Origin of the sequence: Acidovorax sp. Root568 (assembly GCF_001427445.1) — a bacterium.
Lineage (GTDB): Bacteria > Pseudomonadota > Gammaproteobacteria > Burkholderiales > Burkholderiaceae_C > Acidovorax > Acidovorax delafieldii.
This window is the reverse complement of sequence record NZ_LMGP01000005.1, coordinates 50,324-70,091: the sequence shown is the minus strand read 5'-3', so window position 1 is coordinate 70,091 and position 19,768 is coordinate 50,324. Positions and strand designations below refer to the sequence as shown.

Here is a 19,768-nt window from a genome sequence, read left to right as displayed (position 1 = left end):
TGTAAAACCCGGGGCCGATCCGTCCCGGAGGGCTGTTTACCAGCGGTCCGACCGCATGCGCAGTTCCCAGTTGCCGCTGCGCAGCTCGTACACACCCACGGCACCGTAGCGCTGCTCGCCCTTCTCATCCCAGGTCATGGTGCCAATCACCGGGGCATAGCCGTTGATGCTGTGCAGGGCCTTGGTGATTTCCTTGGGGTCGGCGGACTTGGCTTTCTGGATGGCTGCCGAAAGCACATACGTGCTGTCGTAGCTGTAGTGGCCACCGTAGGCCGGAGGCTTCTTGAAGGCGGCGATGTACTTTTCAAGGAAGGGCTTGCCGGTGGTGAACTCCTTGGCTTCCAGCACTGGCGAGGTGGCGTACAGCCCCTGCACGATGCCCGCGCCCTTGGTCATGTCGGTGGTCTTGATGGTGTCGCCACCCAGCAGGCTGACCTTGGTGTGGTCTACCTTCTTGAGCGCTTCGAGCAGCGCCAGGGCCTGGAAGTCGTTGAGGGTAGAGACAATCACCTCCACGTTGGCGGCCTTGAGCTCACCGGCCAGCTCGTCGAAGGCCACGGTCTTGTCGTCGAACGACTTGCGCACCACCACTTCCTTTTTCTCTGCCTTGAGCTGTTCGGCAGCGCCATCGGCGAGGCCCTTGCCGTAAGGGGTGCCGTCGTCCAGCGCGGCGTAGCGGTTGGCGCCCAGCTGCGTGGCCGCAAAGGAGCCGATGGCGCGCGCCTGCAAGGTGTCGTTGGCCACCATGCGGAACGTGGTGGGGAACCCGAGCTGCGTGAACTTGGGATTGGTGGAGATGGCGATCTGTGGAATGTCTTTGGCAGCGTAGATGGGTGCGGTCTCGATGCTCACGCCCGAGTTGAGGTGGCCCACCACGGCTACCACGCCCGCATCCACCAGCTGCTGGGCGACCGCCTTGCCGGTGGTGGCGTCGGCCTTGTCATCCACGGACACCACCTCCAAGGTCACGCGCTTGCCGTCCACGGTGTAGCCGGACTTGTTGAGTTCCTCCACCGCCAGCTTCACGCCATTGAGCAGATCCTGCCCCAGGGCGCCCAGCGGGCCGCTCAAGGGCTGTGCAACACCAATTTTGATGGTGTCCGGCACCTTGCCGCATCCGGTCAGGAGTGCAGCAGTCGCCACTGCGGTCAAGGCCAGGCTGGCCGAGAAGCGGCGCCGGTTCATGTGCTTGTTCATGCAAAAAACTCCATTTCAGTGTGTCTGTGTGACCAGATGTATATGCGACGCTCCGCTGGGTGAGCTACCGGGTATGCCCTCCCACGGTGTCAGTATTAGCAACTTTCAGGCCCCACAACGGGGGCCAGGGCACCCAGGCGTGGCGGGCCTGGGGCCGGTATGGGCCCTGCGTGAAAGCCCATCGCAACGGCGCTCTGGGGCCGTGCACCACCCCGGCGCACCAATTTGTGGCGTAAAAATTGCTTATGCTTACGGGTATGAATGAGGCTTTGCGCATCGTGGTGGTTGCCCCGGATCTGGCAGTCGCCGACCCTGACGACGAACACGCCGTGGAGCAGGCGGAACGGTCGCGGGCGCTGCGCATCGGGCTGCTGGAGAACAACTTCAACCTGGTGGCCACGCTGCCCGCCGACGTGTTTCTGAGCGAGCGCATTGCCCAGCTACAGCCCGACCTGATCATCGTGGACGCCGAGAGCGAGGCCCGCGACGCGCTGGAGCATGTGGTGATGGCCACACGCGACGAACGCCGCCCCATCGTGATGTTCACCAACGATGAAGACACCTCGCACGTGAAGGACGCGGTGGCGGCCGGTGTGTCTGCCTACATCGTGGCGGGCCTGGCACCGCAGCGCATCCGCCCCATTCTGGACGTGGCCATGGCCCGCTTCCAGCACGAACAGGCCTTGCGCGCCGAACTGGCCGACGCCAAAACCGAGCTCAAAGACCGCAAGACCATCGACCGCGCCAAGGGCCTGTTGATGCAGCGCCAGGGCCTGACCGAACAGGCCGCCTACGAAAAACTGCGCAAGACCGCCATGGACAAGGGCCTGAAGCTCGTGGACGTGGCCCAGCGCATGCTGGACGTGATGGATCTGCTGGGGTAAAACCAGATAACAACCCCCTGAGCGGCTGCGCCGCTTCCCCCTTCTCTCGAATGACTGCGTCATTCGGGAAGGGGGACGATGCCCTCGCTGCGGGGCGGCCCTTGCTTGGCATCCCTCGCCTGGGCCGCGCCCAATTCCAAGGCCCCTCCCAAATGGTGCGCCGCACAAAGGCAGTGCGACCACACTGATCACAACAAGAACATCCCTGCTGCAAGCCTTGCAGGCGTGTAGCGCTTATTGATCAAGCGCAGATAGCTATTCATTCCATAGCAACCAGCGCTCCAACATGGCGCAGCGCGCGCTGGCACGCGCTTTGCATTGCACAGTGCAAGACCAATGCAGGTCTGACCACTGACAGCACTGACCCAACGGCGGGCCGGTGCTGGCAAGGAGCCCCGGACCCGTTCCAGGCTCCACCCAGGACAAAGGCGTCCCCACCCGCTCCCGGCGTTGCTTTGATGCAGCCGGGCGCGGTGTGAGGACGCCTTTTTTGTTTTTCACGCCACCAGGGATGCCCCATGACCGATCTGTTGAAAACCAGCCTCAACCGCCGCACCGTGCTGCAGGCCGCCACCGTGGGCGCTGTGGGTGTGAGCCCCGCGCTGCGCGCACTCGTCCACGCAGCGGGCTCCGACGCCCCCGAGAAGAAGGAAGTCAAGATCGGCTTCATCCCGCTGACCGACTGCGCGAGCGTGGTCATGGCTTCAGTGCTGGGCTTCGACAAGAAATACGGCGTGACCATCGTCCCCAACAAGGAAGCCAGCTGGGCGGGCGTGCGTGACAAGCTGGTGAACGGCGAACTGGACTTTGCCCATGTGCTCTACGGCCTGGTCTATGGAGTGCACCTGGGCACCGCCGGTCCCAAGAAGGACATGGCCGTGCTCATGAATCTGAACAACAACGGTCAGGCCATCACCCTCTCCAAGGCCTTGGCCGACAAGGGTGCGGTGGATGGCCCGTCCCTGGCCAAGCTCATGGCCAGCGAGAAGCGTGAATACACATTTGCGGGCACCTTCCCCACAGGCACCCACGCGATGTGGATGCACTACTGGCTGGCAGCGGCGGGCATCAACCCGCTGTCGGGCGCCAAGCTCATCACCGTGCCCCCGCCGCAGATGGTGGCCAACATGCGCGTGGGCAACATGGACGGCTTTTGTGTGGGCGAGCCCTGGAACCACCGCGCCATCATGGATGGCATCGGCATCACGGCCAACACCACGCAGGATATCTGGAAGGACCACCCCGAGAAGGTGCTGGGCACCACGGCCGAGTTCGTCAAGAAGTACCCCAACACCACGCGTGCCGTGATGATGGCCGTGCTCGAAGCCAGCCAGTGGATCGACGCCAGCCTGTCCAACAAGATGAAGATGGCCGAGACCGTGGCCGGCAAGGCGTATGTGAACACGGGCGTGGATGCCATCAACCAGCGCATCCTGGGCCGCTACCAGAACGGTCTGGGCAAGACCTGGGACGACCCCAACCACATGAAATTCTTCAACGACGGCGCGGTGAACTTCCCCTACCTGTCGGACGGCATGTGGTTCCTGACCCAGCACAAGCGCTGGGGCTTGCTGAAGAGCCACCCCGACTACCTGGCCGTGGCCAAGGAAGTGAACCAGGTGGACCTGTACAAGTCGGTCGCCAGCGCCATGAAGATCAGCGTGCCCAAGGATGTACTGCGCACCAGTAAATTCATCGACGGCGTGGTGTGGGACGGCAAGGACCCCGCCAAGTACGCCGACGGCTTCAAGATCAAGGCCTGACGGCAACCCTGCCCCAGCGCCCGCCCGGCCACCCCGCAAGCAAGCCCTGCACAGGAGAAAACCATGGTCAGTGCCGTCTTTCACTCCCCGTTGGATGCAGCCCCCGTGGCCGCACAGAATGCTATGAATACTGTAGCTGCAAGCGCATCATCCACTAGCGCAAGAAGCCAAAAGGCTGCGATATCTGTCCCCAAGGCGCCTGCAACGCCCTCCAGCGTGGCCACTGGCCGCGACTGGTCCGCCCTCTCGCGCAGCTTCTGGCTGGCCGTGCTGCCGCCGCTGTGTGGCCTGGGCCTGCTCATCGGCCTGTGGGCGGTGGTCTCCACCACCACGGGCGGCAGCATCCCCAGCCCCAAGGACACCTGGCTGCAGGCGCTGGAAGTGTTCAGCAACCCCTTCTACCGCAACGGCCCCAACGACCAGGGCGTGGGCTGGAACGTGCTGATGAGCCTGCAGCGCGTGGCCATCGGCTTCGGCATGGCGGCGCTGGTGGGCATTCCGGCGGGGTTTGTGATCGGACGCTTCAATTTCCTGTCGCGCATGTTCAATCCGCTCATCAGCCTGCTGCGCCCCGTGTCGCCCCTGGCATGGCTGCCGATCGGTCTGCTGGTCTTCAAGGGCGCCAACCCGGCGGCCATCTGGACCATCTTCATCTGCTCCATCTGGCCCATGATCATCAACACCGCCGTGGGTGTGCAGCGCGTACCGCAGGACTACATGAATGTGGCCCGCGTGCTCAACCTGAGCGAATGGAAGATCGCCACCAAGATCCTGTTCCCCGCCGTGCTGCCCTACATGCTGACCGGCGTGCGCCTGGCCGTGGGCACCGCGTGGCTGGTGATCGTGGCGGCCGAGATGCTGACCGGCGGCGTAGGCATCGGCTTCTGGGTGTGGGACGAGTGGAACAACCTCAACGTCAAGAACATCATCATCGCGATCTTCGTGATCGGCATCGTCGGGCTGCTGCTGGAGTTTGCACTCATCAAGCTGGCCACCGCATTTACGTTTGAAGAGGTGAAAGCATGAACACGACAGCTCCATCCCCCCACCCTTCCATGAGCACCAAGTTCATCGAGATCCACGGCGTCGAGCAGACCTTCAAGACGGCCAAGGGCCTGTTCCCGGCGCTGCGCGACATCCACCTGACGATTGCCAAGGGCGAGTTCGTGGCGCTCATCGGCCACTCGGGCTGCGGCAAGTCCACCTTGCTCAACCTGATTGCCGGCCTGACCACGCCCACCAACGGCGCGCTGCTGTGCGCCAACAAGGAGATCAAGGGCCCGGGGCCGGAGCGCGCGGTGGTGTTCCAGAACCACTCGCTGCTGCCTTGGCTCACCTGCTTTGACAACATCTACCTGGCCGTGGAGCGCGTGTTTGGCGCCAAGGAAACCAAGGCCCAGCTCAAGGCCCGCACCGATGCCGCACTGGCGCTGGTGGGCCTCACCCACGCGGGCCAAAAGCGCCCGGGCGAAATCTCGGGCGGCATGAAGCAGCGCGTGGGCATTGCCCGGGCCCTGAGTATGGAGCCCCAGGTGCTGCTGATGGACGAGCCCTTCGGCGCGCTCGACGCCCTGACCCGCGCCAAGCTGCAGGACGAGCTGCTGGAGATCGTGGCGCGCACCCAAAGCACCGTGGTGATGGTGACCCACGACGTGGACGAAGCCGTGCTGCTGTCCGACAAGATCGTGATGATGACCAACGGCCCGGCCGCCACGATTGGCGAGGTGCTGACCGTGGACTTGCCCCGCCCCCGCAAGCGCGTGGAGCTGGCCGAGGACCCGCAGTATGTGCACTACCGCAAGGCGGTGATCGACTTTTTGTACACCCGGCAGGGGCATGTCGAGAAGGCGGCCTGACCCCGACCCAACGCTTGGCTCACTCGCGAATCGGCGTGACCGCCGGTGGTACTGCACAATTCAGCCTCCCCGCGCCGCCTGCTTGCGGCGTCTGGTAGCAACTTTTTTGTGAACCACCGCGTCACACCATGGCATCGCAGTTCCCATTTTTCCCGCGCTCGCCCGCATCAGGCAACAGTTTCAATATCGATCAGGCGTACCAACAGGCGCTGGCCTTGCATCGGGGAGGGCAAATTCAGAATGCCGCGAACCTGTATCAGCAGATCCTGCGAAAAAAACCTGAGCATGCGGGCAGCCTGCACATGCTGGGAGTGGTCGCACTCTCCAGCAGTGCTTTTGGGAAAGCCAAAGAGCTGCTGACCGAAGCCCGAAGGCTGCTACCCCAGGATGCTGGCGTCCACGTGAATCTGGCGCTGGCTCTGGCGGAATGTGGCCTCACCGACGAAGCACTTCAGTGCATCGACGAGGCTTTGGCCTTGAACCCGGCCATGCCGGCAGCACGCGTCAACCGGTTGGCGTTGCTGGTCAAGGCGAGCCGCTATGACATGGCGCTGCAGGATGCGGAGGCCCTGGCTTCGGCAGGCATTGATCATCCAGAAATTCAGATCAACCGGGGCATAGCCCTGCTGGAGCTCCAGCGCACTGAAGAGGCGGCCCGTTGCTTCGAAAAAGTATTGCAGGGCACCCCTCAGCATGCCAAGGCCCACAACAATCTCGCCAAAACCCTGATCGCCCTGGACCAGTTCGACGCGGCCATTGGCCACGCCAATCAGGCGCTGTCGATTCAGCCCCACTACCCCGATGCGGTGAGTACCAAAGCCCGCGCATTGGTCAAGCAACGCCTGCTCCCCGAAGCAGAGCTGCTTCTGAAAAACGCCTCGGAGACCTTCCCGCCAACGCCTGCATTGCTTCTGGACCATGCCAACTGCCTGATCGACCTTCGACGGTTCAAGGACGCCATCGCTCAGGTGGAACGCGCACTGGCCGGCGACCCGGAAAACGCTGTGGCCTACACGGTGGGCGGCCGCGCTCTCGCCGCCCTGGGCAGGCACGAGGATGCCATTGGAAATTTCGACAAGGCCTTGTCCATCGACCCCGGGCTGCATGCTGCGCGTTTTGCAAAAGCAGCATCGGAAATTGATTTGAAGCGGTTTCCCCAAGCCATCGCCAATTTGAAGGCCTGCGACACCGATCCATCCACACTGCTTCCCATCCAGATGCAGATTTGTGACTGGCAAGATTTTCAGAAGCGCAGGGAGGAACTGGGTGGGATCGCCATCGAAAACCAACGCAATCCTTTCCCGTTTCTGGCCATGCTGGACAGTCCAGAGACGCATCTGCGGATTGCGCAGGCACACCTCGAACATCTGAATGCACGGCAAGCGCAACTGGTCGATTTTCCCCGGCGCGCGCCGGGGAAAATCCGTGTCGGCTACTTTTCCGCCGACTATTTTCATCATGCCACCACGCACCTGATGATGGAACTGCTGGACAGCCACGATCGAGAACGATTCGAGATACATGCTTTCTCCCTGGGACCTCAACGTTATGACGCTGCCAGAGAAAAAGTGGTCCAAAGTGTGGATGGATTTCACGACATCAGCGGCTTGACGGACAAGGAAGCCGCAGCGCTGAGCAGGTCGCTGAACATTGACATCGCCGTAGATCTCAAGGGATTCACCATGGACGGGCGATTGGGCCTTTTTGCCGAACGCTGCGCTCCCATCCAGGTCAGCTACCTCGGCTATCCGGGCACCACTGGCGCGGATTACATGGACTACGTCATCGCGGATGAAATCGTCATTCCATCAGACAAGCAGCGATTCTTCACGGAAAAGCCGGTCTACATGCCGCACAGCTACCAAGTGAACAACAGCCAGCGGGTGATCTCCTCACGCCAGTTCACGCGCACCGAATTGGGCCTGCCAGAGGACGCATTCGTGTTCTGTTGCTTCAACAACAACTACAAGATCCTGCCAGATACCTTCGACAGCTGGATGCGCATCCTGCAAGCAGTACCGGGAAGTGTTTTGTGGCTTTTCAAGGACAACGATGCTGCAGCTGAAAATCTGCGTAAGGAAGCCGAGCGCCGCGGCATCAGATCAGACCGTCTGGTGTTCGCGTCACGCCTACCGGCAGACGAGCATCTGGCCCGCCACAGCGCTGCGGACCTCTTCCTGGACACCCTGCCCTATAACGCTCACACCACTGCCAGCGATGCGTTGTGGGCTGGTTTACCTGTACTGACGCTGGCGGGCCAATCGTTCGCGGCCCGCGTGGCTGCCAGCCTGCTCACCGCCGTGAACCTGGACAGCTTGATTACGCAGACGCAGCAGGAATACGAAGCCACAGCCATTCATCTTGCAAACCACCGAGAAGCACTCACGGCGTACCGCACGGTGCTCCACGCGCAGCGCTCACTGTCACCCCTCTTCGACGGACGGCGATTCACCCATGACCTGGAGACCGCGTATCGCATGATGGTGGAACGCCACGAGTCAGGTTTACCGGGGGAAACCATTGTGGTACTACCTTGGCCACACACGGGTGGTTGAGTGCAGTGACGGAAGTGGCGTTCTTGGCCCTTTGCGGGAGCTGAGCTGAATTCAGTCAGTGACTCCCGGTAATGTAGTTCTCCAACTGCTCAATGATGAATTTCTGCTCGGAGATGATGTCCTTGACCAGGTCGCCAATGGAAATCATGCCCACCAGCTTGCCGCCACCCACCACGGGCAGGTGGCGCAGGCGGTTGTTGCTCATGAGCTGCATGCACTGCTCGCTGGTCTGATCCGGGCGCACAAACATCACGGCCGAGGTCATCACATCCTTGACCTGGGTGACGGCTGAAGTGCGCCCCATGAGGGCGATTTTTCGGGCGTAGTCCCGCTCGGTGAAGATGCCGACGATGGACGCGCCCTCGGTCACGATGAGCGCGCCAATGCCCTTGTCAGCCATGAGCTGGAGGGCGTCCAGCACGGAAGCAGCAGGGCTGATGGTATGGACGGTGGCATCGGGTTTGGACTGAAGAATCTTGGCGACTGCGGTCATGGAAACCTCCCTCGTGAAAACGGAAACGGGCACAGGGAGATTTCAGCCCATAAGCCCCGTGGGCGCAACCCGCGCAAGCCCCATGTGCGGCGCTTTTTGATCATCTGTTGCACGGCGAATGCAACGGATGTTTCTGCGCAGTTGCATACCGCCTCGCGCGAAACAAACTGAAAAGAAGCGAAACCGCGGCGAGACGACGCCCCCGGCCTGCCCCGGCACGATGGAGCCCATGTTCAACGCACCGACCACGTTCACCTCTGCGGCATCTGTTGCCTGCCAGCGCCCGGCGGATTCCATGGCAAACCGCCAGGGTTCCGAGGGCAGGCAGACACGGCAGACGGCCCGGAAGATTGTTTCCAATACTGGAACAGTTAGTTCGCGACTCAGTGGTTTTTCTCTGAACAGCACCGGCGTACAGTTCATCCCATCGATGAGCCGAACCCGCAAGGCGACTCACCGAACCCGGTGCGAAGCGAGTCGTTTCTGATCTTCACCCGGTTTTTTGAGACGCTTTTTTAACTTCAAGGATTTCCATCATGAACAACACCGCACGTTTCCTGTCTATCGCCGCTGTTGCTGCTTTCGCTTCTTTCGGTGCCCAGGCCGACGAAGCCGACGCTTCGCAGTTCGCCACCCAATTCGAAACCAGCCGCACCCGCGCCGAAGTGATCGCCGAAGCCGCTACGGCTGTGCAAATGCGCAGCCAAGAGCCCGCAGGCTCCCGCGTGGTGACCTACAAGTCCACGGCTGACCGCGCTGCCGTGCGTGCCGAAGCTGCCGCACAAGCCATGCGCACTGGCCGCGTGGGCCCTGCTGAAGGCGGTTGATTCAATTTTTTGAATCCACAGCTTCACCCACCGCGTATTCCAGACACCTCGTTCCCATTTTTCGAATTTCATAGGAGTTTCATCATGAACAAGACTGCCCGTTTCCTCTCCATCGCTGCTGTTGCTGCTTTCGCCTCTTTTGGTGCCCAGGCTGACGAAGCCGATGCTTCGCAATTCGCCACCAAGTTCGAAACCAACCGCACCCGCGCTGAAGTGCAAGCCGAAGCCGCTACCGTGGCTCAAACACGCAGCATTGAACCCGCTGGTTCGCGTGTGGTGACCTACAAGTCCACCGCTGACCGTGCTGCTGTGCGTGCCCAGGCTGCTGAAGCTGTGCGCACTGGCCAGATCTCTTCCGGCGAAATCGGCTCCCTGTAATTGGACCGGCCTGCACTTCGGTGCAGATGAAAGATTGCAAATGCCAAAAGGCCGAGGCCCCAACAGGGGCCTCGGCCTTTTTCATGGCGCTTCGCGACACGGAGAGGTTCGAAGCCTGCCATCGACAGCTCAAAGGCTGCCAATGGCGTCCACCCCGATTTACTTGCCAGCGCGCGCCTGGGCCACGGCCCCTTGCACTTCCTTCCACAAGCCCTCGCCCACGTTGGCGGCAATGCTGGCGTTCACGGCGCTGAGCTTTTCGCGCATGCGGTTGGCTTCGGCGGCGGGCAGTTCGTTGACCTGCATGCCCTTGCCCTTGAGGTCGGCCAGCGCCTTGTCGGCCTCGGCACGCGTGTCCTGGCGCTCGAAGTCGCGGCTCTTCTTGGCGGCGTCGAGCAGCACCTTCTGCTCAGCCTTCGACAGGCCATCCCAGTACTTCTTGCTGACCAGCACGATCCAGGGGCTGTAGACGTGGTTGGTCACCGTGAGGTACTTCTGCACCTCATAGAACTTGCTCGACAGGATGGTGTTGTAGGGGTTCTCCTGGCCGTCCACCGTCTTGGTTTCCAGCGCGGTAAAGAGTTCGGAGAACGGCAGCGGCACAGCGTTGGCACCCAGGGTCTTGAAGCTGTCGAGGAACACGTTGTTCTGCATCACGCGCAGCTTGATGCCGTCCATGTCTTCGAGCTTGTTGACCGGGCGCTTGCTGTTGGTGAGGTTGCGGAAACCGTTCTCCCAGTACACCAGGCCCACCAGGCCCTTTTCCTGCAGCTTGTCCATCACCTTCTGGCCCACGGGGCCATCGAGCACCACGTCGGCTTCCTTGGCGTTGTTGAACAGGAACGGCGTGTCCCAGATCGCCATTTCCTTGGTGATGCCCACCAGCGTGGCCGTGGAGCCCACCATCATCTCCTGCGCGCCGCCGATCAGGGCCTGCTGCATCTGCACGTCAGAGCCCAGCGCAGCAGCACCTATGGCGCGAATCTTCATCTTGCCGCCCGAGGCCTTTTCCACTTCCTGGGCAAACAGTTTGGTGGCCCGGCCCTGGTTGGAGTCCTCGTTGAGGCCGTAGCCAAAACGGATGATGCGCGGCTTGAAGTCTTGGGCTGCGGCCTGGAACGAGCAGGTGATGGCAGCGACCGACAGGGCGGCCAGCAGGGTGCGACGGAAAGTTTTCATGGTTGTCTCCATTGGCAAGAAAAACGGGGAAGAGGAGCAGGCAAACGGCTAGCGCAGCCAGACGACGGGCGCAGTCACGATCTGCGGGAAGACCACCAGCAGCGCCAGGATCAGCACGTAGGTGATAAGAAACGGGTTCACGCCCTTGATGACGCTGTGCATCGAGATGCGCCCCACCCCGGCCACCACGTTGAGCACCGTGCCCACCGGCGGGGTGATGAGGCCGATGGCGCCGTTGAGCACGAACATCAGGCCGAAATACACCGGGTCAATCCCCGCCTTGACGGCGATGGGCAGCATCACGGGCGCAAAGATCAGGATGGTGGGCGTGAGGTCCAGCGCCGTGCCGATGAGCACCAGCACGATCATCATCACAGCCATCAAGAGGCGCGGGTTCTCCACCAGCGGGCCCAGCCAGTTCGTCAGCACATTGGGCAGGTCGGCCAGCGTGATCATGTAGCTGGCCACTTGGGCACCAGCACACAAAAACATCACGATGGAGGTCGTCTTGGCCGCCCGCACCAGCACGCCGTAGATGTCGGCAAGCTTCATCTCGCGGTGGATGAACAAGGCCACCACCAGCGCATAGAACGCAGCCACCACGGCGGCCTCGGTGGGCGTGAACACGCCGGTCTTCATACCGCCGATGATGATGAGCGGCATCAGCATCGCCCAGAAGGCGCGCACGGTGGCCCGCAAGCGGTCCTGGATGGGCAGGGGCTCGCCCTTTGGCAGGTCCATGTCGCGCAACACCCAGCGCCAGGCAAAGATGAGACCCACGCCCATCATCAGCCCCGGCACGATGCCCGACACGAACAGCGCCGAGATCGAGGTGTTGGTCGTCACACCGTAGATCACAAAGGGCATGGACGGCGGAATAATCGGCGCGATGATGCCGCCCGAGGCAATCAGCCCGGCAGACGTGTTCATGGGGTAGCCCTGCTGGCGCATCATGGGAAGCAGGATGGTGGCCAGCGCGGCGGTGTCGGCCAGGGCCGACCCGCTCATGCTCGCCATCAGCACCGCAGCACCAATGGCCACATAGCCCAGCCCGCCCCGGATGTGCCCCACCCAGGCCTGCGCCATGTCGATGATGCGGCGGCTGATGCCGCCTGAGTTCATCAACTCACCCGCCAGGATGAAGAAGGGCACGGCCAGGAGCGGAAAGCTGTCCACCCCGGCCACCAGGTTCTGTGCGAGCAACTGCGCATCCCAGAAGCCGAGCACCCAGGCCATGCCTGCGCCCGTGAGCACCAGGGCGAGGCCCATGTTCATGCCGGTGCCCATCAGCACCAGCATGCCCAGCGAAAAAACAAGAAAAGCCTGCGCTTCGGGTCCCATGGTCACTCCACCTCAGCGCCATGACCGAGGTCCAGCGGCTTGCGTTGAATCAATTCGACGGTTGCCATCACACCAATGGCCACCGCGCACAAAAAGGCCGGCAGCGGCAGCAGCGCAGCGGGGTAGGCCATGACGACCGAGCGGCTGCCCATGCCCACCACCACCTGCTGCCAGGCACCCCAGGCCAGCATCGCGCTGGCGGTGATCACCAGCAGCCGGATCACGGCGGTCAGCAGGCCAAAGGCCACCGGGCGCTTAGCCAGCAGGCCTGCCAGGCTGGTGAAGGCCATGTGTTCGCCTGCCGGATAGGCCGCTGCGGCACCGATGAACACCATCCAGACGAACAACAGGCGCGACAGTTCTTCACTGGCTGCCACGCCGCTGCCAAAGCCGTAGCGCAGCACCACGTTGATGAACACGGCCACGGCCATCACACCCAGGCAGCTGGCCATGAGCACCTGGGAGATCCGCGCAAAGCGGCTCTGCGGCACGGCTTGTTGTGCGGGGGAACTCATGCGGTCTCCTTCGTGGCCAGCCAGGCCGAGGCTTGCTGTTGCAGCGTGGGCAGGTCCAGCAATGCATCCAGGCGCAGCACGCCCGCCTCGCCCACGGGGGATTCCAGCGTGGCGAACTGGCTGTCCACCAAGGCGCTGGAGAAAAAGTGGGTGCCCGCACGGGCGGCCACGCGTTGGCCTGCGCTCGCGCGGTCGATCTCCAGAAAGACGAAACGCAGCCCGGGGCAGGCGTTGCGCAAGCGGTCCCGGTAGACCTTCTTGAGCGCCGAGCAGGTCAACACCGCGCCCTGGGGCTGGGCTTGCAGCAGTTGCCCCAAGGTGGTCAGCCAGCCTTCCCGGTCTGCATCGGTCAGTGCAATGCCTTGGCGCATCTTTTCGCGGCTCGTGGGGCTGTGGTGGTCGTCCCCTTCGATCAGGGGCAGGCTCTCGGCCTGTGCCAGGGCAGAACCCAGGCTCGACTTGCCGCAGCCCGCCACGCCCATGACGACCACAAAAGCGGGTGACGCTTGAAAACTCATATTGGTAGCGCTATCCAAACAATCCATAAAAAAGGCACCCGGTCTGGATGCCGCACAAACTGTGGCAAGCTGAGCAACTTGATCCCAAATGGCTGGCGTTGCCTTGCCCAAGAGTTTGGACAGCGCTATCCTAACCAGATCTATCCCCAGCCCCATGAGGGTTAACCCTTGAACAAACCCGAGACAAAACCCGACGCCAAACGCCGCTCCAGCGGCCGCATCACGCTGAGCGACGTGGCCAAGGCCGCCGAGGTCAGCCCCATCACTGCCTCCCGCGCCCTGCGGGGAGAACGCGGCGTGGCGCAAGAACTGGTGCAGCGCGTAAAAGTCGCCGCTGAGCAATTGGGCTATGTGCCCGACCCCGCAGCGCGCGCACTCGCTTCACAGCGCAGCGTGCAGGTGCCTGTGCTGGTGCCGCTGCTGTCCAACGCGCTGTTTGTGGACGTGCTGGAGGCCGTGCATCGCACGCTGTTCCCGCAGGGCTACCAGGCGCTGATCGGCGTCACGCACTACGACCCGCAAGAGGAGGAGCAGCTGCTGCGCACCTACCTCGCGCACCGTCCGGCCGGGCTGCTGGTCACCGGCTTTGACCGCACCGAGGCCGCGCGCCACCTGATTGCCGCCAGCGGCGTGCCCTGCGTGCACCTGATGGAGATGACCTCGGCCCCCGGCGTGTTCTGCGTGGGGTTTTCGCAGCAGGATGCAGGCCACAGCATGACGGACCACCTGCTGGCGCGTGGCTACCAAAAGATCGCTTTTGTAGCCGCCCAGCTGGACCCCCGCACCATGCAGCGCGCAGAGGGCTACCGCCGCTGTCTGCGCGAAGCCGGCCTGTACGACCCCAAGCTGGAGCTGCTGAGCCCGCAGCCCTCATCGATGCGGCTGGGTGGCGAACTGCTGGAAGAGCTGCTGCGCACCCGCCCCGGTGTCGATGCCGTGTTCTTCTGCAATGACGACTTGGCCCAGGGCGGCCTGCTGGCCGCGCAGCGCCTGGGTCTGTCGGTGCCCGGCCAAGTGGCCATTGCGGGCTTCAACGACCTGGCAGGCAGCGACCAGATGCTGCCGCCGCTGACCACGGTCCACACGCCACGCTCCGCCGTGGGCGAGGCCAGCGCACGCATGCTGCTGACGCTGATGCGCGGCGAGGTGCCAGAGTACAACTCGGTGAATCTGGGGTTTGAGCTGACGGTGCGCGAGAGCACCTGACCCCTCTCTCCGCGGCGCCCACCGGAAGCCACAGCGCCGCCCAGACCTACGCCAAGACCCGGCGGCAACACGGTCGCTCGTCTCGCGCAGACAACCCACTCCCTCACTATCGCTCAGGCCAGGGTGAGCGCCGTCGCACGCCACAACCGTCGCGTGCGCACCCCCCACTTTGCCCACCTTTGAGCTCACGCCTCCTACCGGCCCTGCAGACGGGACGAGACCCTGACAGTCACGCAGCGCACGCCGTCGCGGCGGTACCTCCTACCCAGCATGCGACTCGGAGTCAGCGCACAGAGCTCTCACTCCAATTTAAGACAATATATTTTCACAAAGGCAACAAAAATTTTTTATCAAAGATGCTCTTATCTACCGATAAATCTATCGATTTCTGGGAAAAATTCGGGTTAACACTTACCTCGCCACAAACGACAACTGTTTGACACATTCAATTTGCATCATTACGATAAGCAAATATGTTGTCTTAATTGCCTTCTGCTGTTGTAGCAGGGGGTGTGCCCCGAACTACTCAGGAGAGAACCATGCGCAATCTGAATGGAAAGACCGTGATCGTGACCGGCGGCGGCGGCGGCATTGGTGGGGCCACCAGCCGCCGCTTTGCCGAAGAAGGTGCCAAGGTGGCTGTGTTCGACATGAACCTGGAGGCTGCGCAGAAAGTGGCCGAAGGCATCCAGGCTGCAGGGGGCGTGGCCCAGGCCTTCCAGTGCAATATCACCCAGCGCACCCAGGTAGATACCGCCGTGGCAGCGGCCGAAGCTGCCCTGGGACCCATCGATGTACTGGTCAACAACGCCGGCTGGGATGTGTTCAAGCCTTTCACCAAGACCGTGCCTGCCGAGTGGGACAAGCTCATTGCCATCAACCTGACGGGCGCCCTGCACATGCTGCACGCCGTGCTGCCCGGCATGGCAGAGCGCAAGAAGGGCCGCATCGTCAACATCGCGTCCGATGCGGCGCGCGGTGGTTCGTCCGGCGAGGCGGTGTACTCCGCGTGCAAGGGAGGGCTGGTGGCCTTGTCCAAGACGCTGGCCCGGGAGCACGCCCGCCAGAACATCACCGTCAACGTGGTCTGCCCCGGCCCCACCGACACCGCACTGCTGGCCGGTGTGGCTGAAGGCGCCCGCGACCCCGCCAAGCTGCTGGAAGCGTTTCGCAGCGCCATCCCCCTGGGCCGCCTGGGCCAGCCCGATGACCTGGCCAGCGCCATTGCCTTCTTTGGCAGCGATGACGCGGGCTTCATCACCGGCCAGGTCATCAGCGTGTCGGGCGGCCTGACCATGCACGGTTGATCCCCGGATACCTCCTTACCTTTACCGAGAGAACACCATGAATTTCGAAGACATCCTGTACGAAGTGCGCAACGGCGTGGCCTGGATCACCATCAACCGGCCCGACAAGATGAACGCCTTTCGCGGTCAGACCTGCGACGAAATCATCAAGGCGCTGAACAAGGCCGGCTATGACCGTGATGTGGGTGCCATCGTGCTGGCCGGCGCTGGCGATCGCGCCTTCTGCACTGGCGGCGACCAATCGGCCCACAGCGGCAACTACGACGGCCGCGGCACCATTGGGCTGCCTATGGAAGAGCTGCACACCGCCATCCGCGACGTGCCCAAGCCCGTGATCGCCCGCGTGCAAGGTTTTGCGATCGGCGGCGGCAACGTGCTGGCCACCATCTGTGACCTGACCATCTGCTCCGACAAGGCGCAGTTCGGTCAAGTCGGTCCCAAGATGGGCTCAGTGGACCCCGGCTACGGCACGGCTTTCCTGGCCCGGGTCGTCGGAGAAAAGAAAGCGCGCGAGATCTGGTACCTCAACCGCCGCTACAGCGGCGCCGAGGCCGTGGCCATGGGCCTTGCCAACTTCTGCTTCCCGCACGAAGAGCTGGATGCAGAAGTGCAAAAAATTGGTGAAGAGCTGTGCGAGCGCAGCCCCACCGCGCTGGCCATTGCAAAGCGCAGCTTCAACGCAGACACCGCCCACCAGGCCGGCATTGCGGGCCTGGGCATGTATGCGCTCAAGCTGTACTACGACACCGAAGAGTCGCGAGAAGGCGTGAACGCTTTGAAAGAGAAGCGCAAGCCCGAATTCCGCAAGTACGTGAAGTAAGCAACCGCCGGAGAAGAACGATGAACCCGAACCCGTACATCAACGAAGACCTGCAGGCCCTGGCTGAAACGGTGCGCCGCTTTGCGCAGGAGAAGGTCGCACCTGGCTTTTTGGAGCGCGACAAGACCCGGGTGCTGGACCGCGCCCTGCTGCGTGAAATGGGCTCGCTCGGGTTCATCGTGCCGGAGTTGCCCGAGCAGTTCGGCGGACTGGGCATGGGGTGTCTGGCTGCGGGCGTGATCCACGAAGAGATTGCCCGCGCCGACCTGAGCTTCTCGTACCTGAATCTGCTGGCATCGCTCAACGCGCAGATCCTGTCCAAGTATGGCAACCCTGACGTGGTCGGCCCCTGGCTGCAGAAACTTATTCAAGGCGAAGCGATCTGCGCCATCGCCCTGACCGAGCCGCGTGGCGGCTCCGACGCCGCCAACCTGCGCCTGAAGATCGACCGCGATGGCGACCATTACGTCATCAACGGTGAAAAGACCTCCATCTCCGCCGCCGACCAGGCTGACATCACCGTGGTGTTTGGTCGCACCGGCACACCCGAGCAGGCCGCGCATGGGGTGACCGCCGTGCTGGTGCCCATGGATACACCTGGCATCACCACCAACCGCTTTGACTGCCATGGCCAACGCGCCATTGGCCGCGGCTCGATCTTTTTCGAGAACGTGCGCGTGCCCATCAGCCACCGCCTGGGCGACGAGAACAAGGGCTTCGTGCAGGTAATGCACGGCTTTGACTTCTCGCGCTCGCTCATCGGTCTGCAATGCCTGGCCGTGGCGCGCGTGGCACTGGAGGAAACCTGGGAATACATCACCCAGCGCCAGGCCTTCGGCCAGCCGCTGTCGGCGTTCCAGGGCGTGACGCATCCTCTGGCGCAGTACGACACCGAGGTCGAAGGCGCTCGCCTGCTGTGCCTGCAGGGCCTGTGGCTCAAGGACAAGGGCCTGCCGCACACCGCAGAAGCCGGCATGGCCAAGTGGTGGGGCCCCAAGCTGGCCTACGACGTGATCCACCAATGCCTGCTGTGCTTTGGCCACGGCGGCTACGACCGCGGACTGATGGAGCAGCGCCTGCGCGACGTGCTGGGCTTCCAGATCGGAGACGGCACGGCGCAGATCATGAAAACCATCATCGCCCGCGCCCGAGCCGGCCGCAAGTTTGTGCCTGCCTGAGCACCCCCCAAGTCACCACAGCTCACCGCAGGCCACGGATCACCCACAACAACACCAGGAGACAAGACCATGGAATTTGACGCTGTACTGCTCCCCCCGCGCCGCACGCAGCGGGTGGCCGAAGGCCACTGGCGTGACCGCACCATCAACGATGCGCTGGACGCCTGCGTGGCCACCTGCCCCGACAAGCTGGCGCTGACCGCGCTGCAAGTGGAAACGGGAGCCACCACCCGCTTTACCTACCGCGAGTTGGCACGCATGGCTGATCGCATTGCCGTGGGCCTGGCGCACCTGGGCGTGGGCCGGGGCGACATCGTGGCGTGCCAGTTGCCCAATTGGTGGCAGTTCACGCTGACCTACCTGGCCTGCTCGCGCATCGGTGCCGTAATGAACCCGCTGATGCACATCTTTCGAGAGCGCGAACTCTCGTTCATGCTGCAACATGGCGAGGCCAAGGTGGTGATTGCGCCCCAAACCTTCCGGGGTTTTGACTTTGAGCAGATGATCACCGCCCTCCAGCCCGCCCTGCCGCACCTCAAGCATGTGGTGGTGGTCGGTGGCAGTGGTGCCAACAGCTTTGACGCCCTGCTCAGCGGTCCCGAATGGGAACAGCAGCCCGATGCGCAAGCCATCCTGACCGCCCACCGCCCCGGCCCCGACGAAGTCACCCAGCTCATCTACACGTCGGGCACCACTGGCGAGCCCAAGGGCGTTATGCACTCGGCCAACACCGTGATGGCCAACATCATCCCGTACGCCGAGCGCTTGCACCTGGGTGCCGACGACGTGGTGTTGATGGCCTCGCCCATGGCACACCAGACGGGCTTCATGTACGGCCTGATCATGCCCATCCTGCTGCAGGCCAGTGCCGTGCTGCAGGACGTGTGGGAGCCCGCCAAGGCCATTGCACTGATCAATGCAGAGAAGGCCAGTTTCACCATGGCCTCCACGCCGTTCCTCACCGATCTGGCGCGTACGGTGGCCGACAGCGGCGTAGCCGTACCCAGCCTGCGCACCTTTTTGTGCGCTGGCGCGCCCATCCCTGGTCCGCTGGTGGAACAGGCGCGCAAGGCGCTGGGCGCCAAGATCGTCTCGGCTTGGGGCATGACCGAGAACGGCGCTGTCACGCTCACCCGTCTGGAGGACGACGATGAACGCTCTTTCAACACCGATGGCTGCCCACTGCCTGGCGTGGAGATCAAGGTGGTGGATGTGGACGGCAACGCCTTGCCGCCAGGCGAGCCCGGCAAGCTGCTGCTGCGCTCATGCTCCAACTTTGGCGGCTACCTGCACCGCGCGCATCTGAACGCCACCGACGCCGACGACTGGTTCGACACCGGCGACCTGGCCCGCATCGACGAGCGCGGCTACCTGCGCATCACCGGCCGCAGCAAGGACGTGATCATCCGCGGCGGCGAGAACATTCCGGTGGTCGAAGTCGAGTCGCTGCTCTACCGCCACCCCGCCATCGCCATGGCGGCCATCGTGGCCTACCCTGACGAGCGCCTGGGCGAGCGGGCCTGCGCTGTGGTGGTGCCCAAGCCCGGGCAGACCATCGACCTGCTAGGCCTGGTGCAGTTCCTCAAGGACCAGAAGATTGCCGTGCAGTACATCCCCGAGCGCCTGATCGTGCGAGACGTGATGCCAGCCACACCGTCCGGAAAGATCCAGAAGTTCAAGCTGCGCGAAATGCTGCGCGAACAGGTTGCCTGAAGGTTGCCACCGTTTTCCCGTCGATCACTACACAACAA

The 19,768-nt window shown here is 62.9% G+C and carries 19 protein-coding genes; 12 read left to right on the top strand and 7 right to left on the bottom strand.

All coding sequences use genetic code 11. From position 1 onward, the window contains the following. Positions 1-36 precede the first annotated feature (36 nt). The gene (locus ASD75_RS05970; protein ID WP_056743995.1) at positions 37-1,197 is read right to left on the bottom strand and encodes a branched-chain amino acid ABC transporter substrate-binding protein; all 1,161 of its coding nucleotides are present in this window, start codon (positions 1,195-1,197) and stop codon (positions 37-39) included. Positions 1,198-1,454: 257 nt separating this feature from the next. Between ASD75_RS05970 and ASD75_RS05965 the strand changes: the two genes are divergently transcribed. From ASD75_RS05965 to ASD75_RS05945, 5 genes are all read left to right on the top strand, one after another. After that, entirely contained in the window at positions 1,455-2,081 is a 627-nt protein-coding gene (locus ASD75_RS05965) for an ANTAR domain-containing response regulator (RefSeq protein WP_056058325.1), read from the top strand. A 518-nt stretch (positions 2,082-2,599) separates the two neighbouring features. Then, positions 2,600-3,844 carry a CmpA/NrtA family ABC transporter substrate-binding protein gene (locus tag ASD75_RS05960; RefSeq protein WP_056743994.1) on the top strand — a complete coding sequence of 415 codons (1,245 nt, stop codon included), beginning with the start codon at positions 2,600-2,602 and terminating at the stop codon, positions 3,842-3,844. 63 nt (positions 3,845-3,907) lie between these two features. Next, entirely contained in the window at positions 3,908-4,870 is a 963-nt protein-coding gene (gene ntrB, locus ASD75_RS05955; protein ID WP_056743992.1) for a nitrate ABC transporter permease, read from the top strand. Further along, positions 4,867-5,700, top strand: a complete 834-nt coding sequence (locus tag ASD75_RS05950) for an ABC transporter ATP-binding protein (protein WP_056058319.1) — start codon at positions 4,867-4,869, stop codon at positions 5,698-5,700. Before ntrB ends, ASD75_RS05950 begins: the two co-directional genes overlap by 4 nt. A 128-nt stretch (positions 5,701-5,828) precedes the next feature. Next, a complete protein-coding gene (locus ASD75_RS05945) occupies positions 5,829-8,255 on the top strand; it encodes a tetratricopeptide repeat protein (RefSeq protein WP_056743990.1) in 2,427 nt (808 codons plus the stop codon). 55 nt (positions 8,256-8,310) lie between these two features. Here ASD75_RS05945 and ASD75_RS05940 read toward each other — a convergent pair whose 3' ends face one another. Continuing rightward, positions 8,311-8,748: a CBS domain-containing protein gene (locus ASD75_RS05940; protein WP_056743989.1), complete on the bottom strand. Its 438-nt coding sequence runs from the start codon at positions 8,746-8,748 to the stop codon at positions 8,311-8,313. A gap of 42 nt (positions 8,749-8,790) precedes the next feature. Next, positions 8,791-9,171, bottom strand: coding sequence for a hypothetical protein (locus tag ASD75_RS23600; protein ID WP_146871532.1), 381 nt, complete (start codon positions 9,169-9,171; stop codon positions 8,791-8,793). A gap of 113 nt (positions 9,172-9,284) precedes the next feature. Here ASD75_RS23600 and ASD75_RS05935 point away from each other — a divergent pair, with 113 nt between their 5' ends. Together ASD75_RS05935 and ASD75_RS05930 are read left to right on the top strand one after the other, a co-directional pair. Next, on the top strand, positions 9,285-9,575 hold the full coding sequence (locus tag ASD75_RS05935; RefSeq protein WP_056058312.1) for a DUF4148 domain-containing protein: 291 nt from the start codon (positions 9,285-9,287) through the stop codon (positions 9,573-9,575). Between the two features lie 84 nt (positions 9,576-9,659). Then, positions 9,660-9,953 carry a hypothetical protein gene (locus ASD75_RS05930; RefSeq protein WP_056743987.1) on the top strand — a complete coding sequence of 98 codons (294 nt, stop codon included), beginning with the start codon at positions 9,660-9,662 and terminating at the stop codon, positions 9,951-9,953. A gap of 159 nt (positions 9,954-10,112) precedes the next feature. On the opposite strand, the gene ASD75_RS05925 is transcribed toward ASD75_RS05930, so the two are convergent. From ASD75_RS05925 to ASD75_RS05910, 4 genes are read right to left on the bottom strand one after another with little or no spacing between them, the layout of a single operon-like run. Beyond that, positions 10,113-11,132 (bottom strand): TRAP transporter substrate-binding protein, encoded by a 1,020-nt coding sequence (locus ASD75_RS05925; RefSeq protein ID WP_015015151.1) that lies wholly within the window; start codon positions 11,130-11,132, stop codon positions 10,113-10,115. Between the two features lie 48 nt (positions 11,133-11,180). Continuing rightward, the gene (locus tag ASD75_RS05920; RefSeq protein ID WP_056743985.1) at positions 11,181-12,473 is read right to left on the bottom strand and encodes a TRAP transporter large permease; all 1,293 of its coding nucleotides are present in this window, start codon (positions 12,471-12,473) and stop codon (positions 11,181-11,183) included. A 2-nt stretch (positions 12,474-12,475) separates the two neighbouring features. Further along, complete coding sequence (locus ASD75_RS05915) at positions 12,476-12,988, bottom strand: TRAP transporter small permease (RefSeq protein ID WP_056743984.1); 513 nt, start codon at positions 12,986-12,988, stop codon at positions 12,476-12,478. Continuing rightward, the gene (locus ASD75_RS05910; RefSeq protein ID WP_235511549.1) at positions 12,985-13,506 is read right to left on the bottom strand and encodes a gluconokinase; all 522 of its coding nucleotides are present in this window, start codon (positions 13,504-13,506) and stop codon (positions 12,985-12,987) included. The genes ASD75_RS05915 and ASD75_RS05910 overlap by 4 nt, the downstream gene beginning before the upstream one ends. A gap of 168 nt (positions 13,507-13,674) precedes the next feature. Here ASD75_RS05910 and ASD75_RS05905 point away from each other — a divergent pair, with 168 nt between their 5' ends. The 5 genes from ASD75_RS05905 to aliA all read left to right on the top strand — a co-directional run bounded on the left by ASD75_RS05905 (position 13,675) and on the right by aliA (position 19,730). After that, a complete protein-coding gene (locus ASD75_RS05905) occupies positions 13,675-14,712 on the top strand; it encodes a LacI family DNA-binding transcriptional regulator (protein ID WP_056743981.1) in 1,038 nt (345 codons plus the stop codon). Positions 14,713-15,251: 539 nt separating this feature from the next. Continuing rightward, complete coding sequence (gene badH, locus ASD75_RS05900) at positions 15,252-16,019, top strand: 2-hydroxycyclohexanecarboxyl-CoA dehydrogenase (RefSeq protein WP_056743979.1); 768 nt, start codon at positions 15,252-15,254, stop codon at positions 16,017-16,019. 37 nt (positions 16,020-16,056) lie between these two features. Next, the gene (badI, locus tag ASD75_RS05895) at positions 16,057-16,839 is read left to right on the top strand and encodes a 2-ketocyclohexanecarboxyl-CoA hydrolase (RefSeq protein ID WP_056058289.1); all 783 of its coding nucleotides are present in this window, start codon (positions 16,057-16,059) and stop codon (positions 16,837-16,839) included. Positions 16,840-16,859: 20 nt separating this feature from the next. Beyond that, positions 16,860-18,017: a cyclohexanecarboxyl-CoA dehydrogenase gene (gene aliB / locus ASD75_RS05890; protein ID WP_056058286.1), complete on the top strand. Its 1,158-nt coding sequence runs from the start codon at positions 16,860-16,862 to the stop codon at positions 18,015-18,017. A gap of 69 nt (positions 18,018-18,086) precedes the next feature. Continuing rightward, entirely contained in the window at positions 18,087-19,730 is a 1,644-nt protein-coding gene (gene aliA / locus ASD75_RS05885) for a cyclohexanecarboxylate-CoA ligase (protein WP_056743977.1), read from the top strand. Positions 19,731-19,768 lie beyond the last annotated feature (38 nt).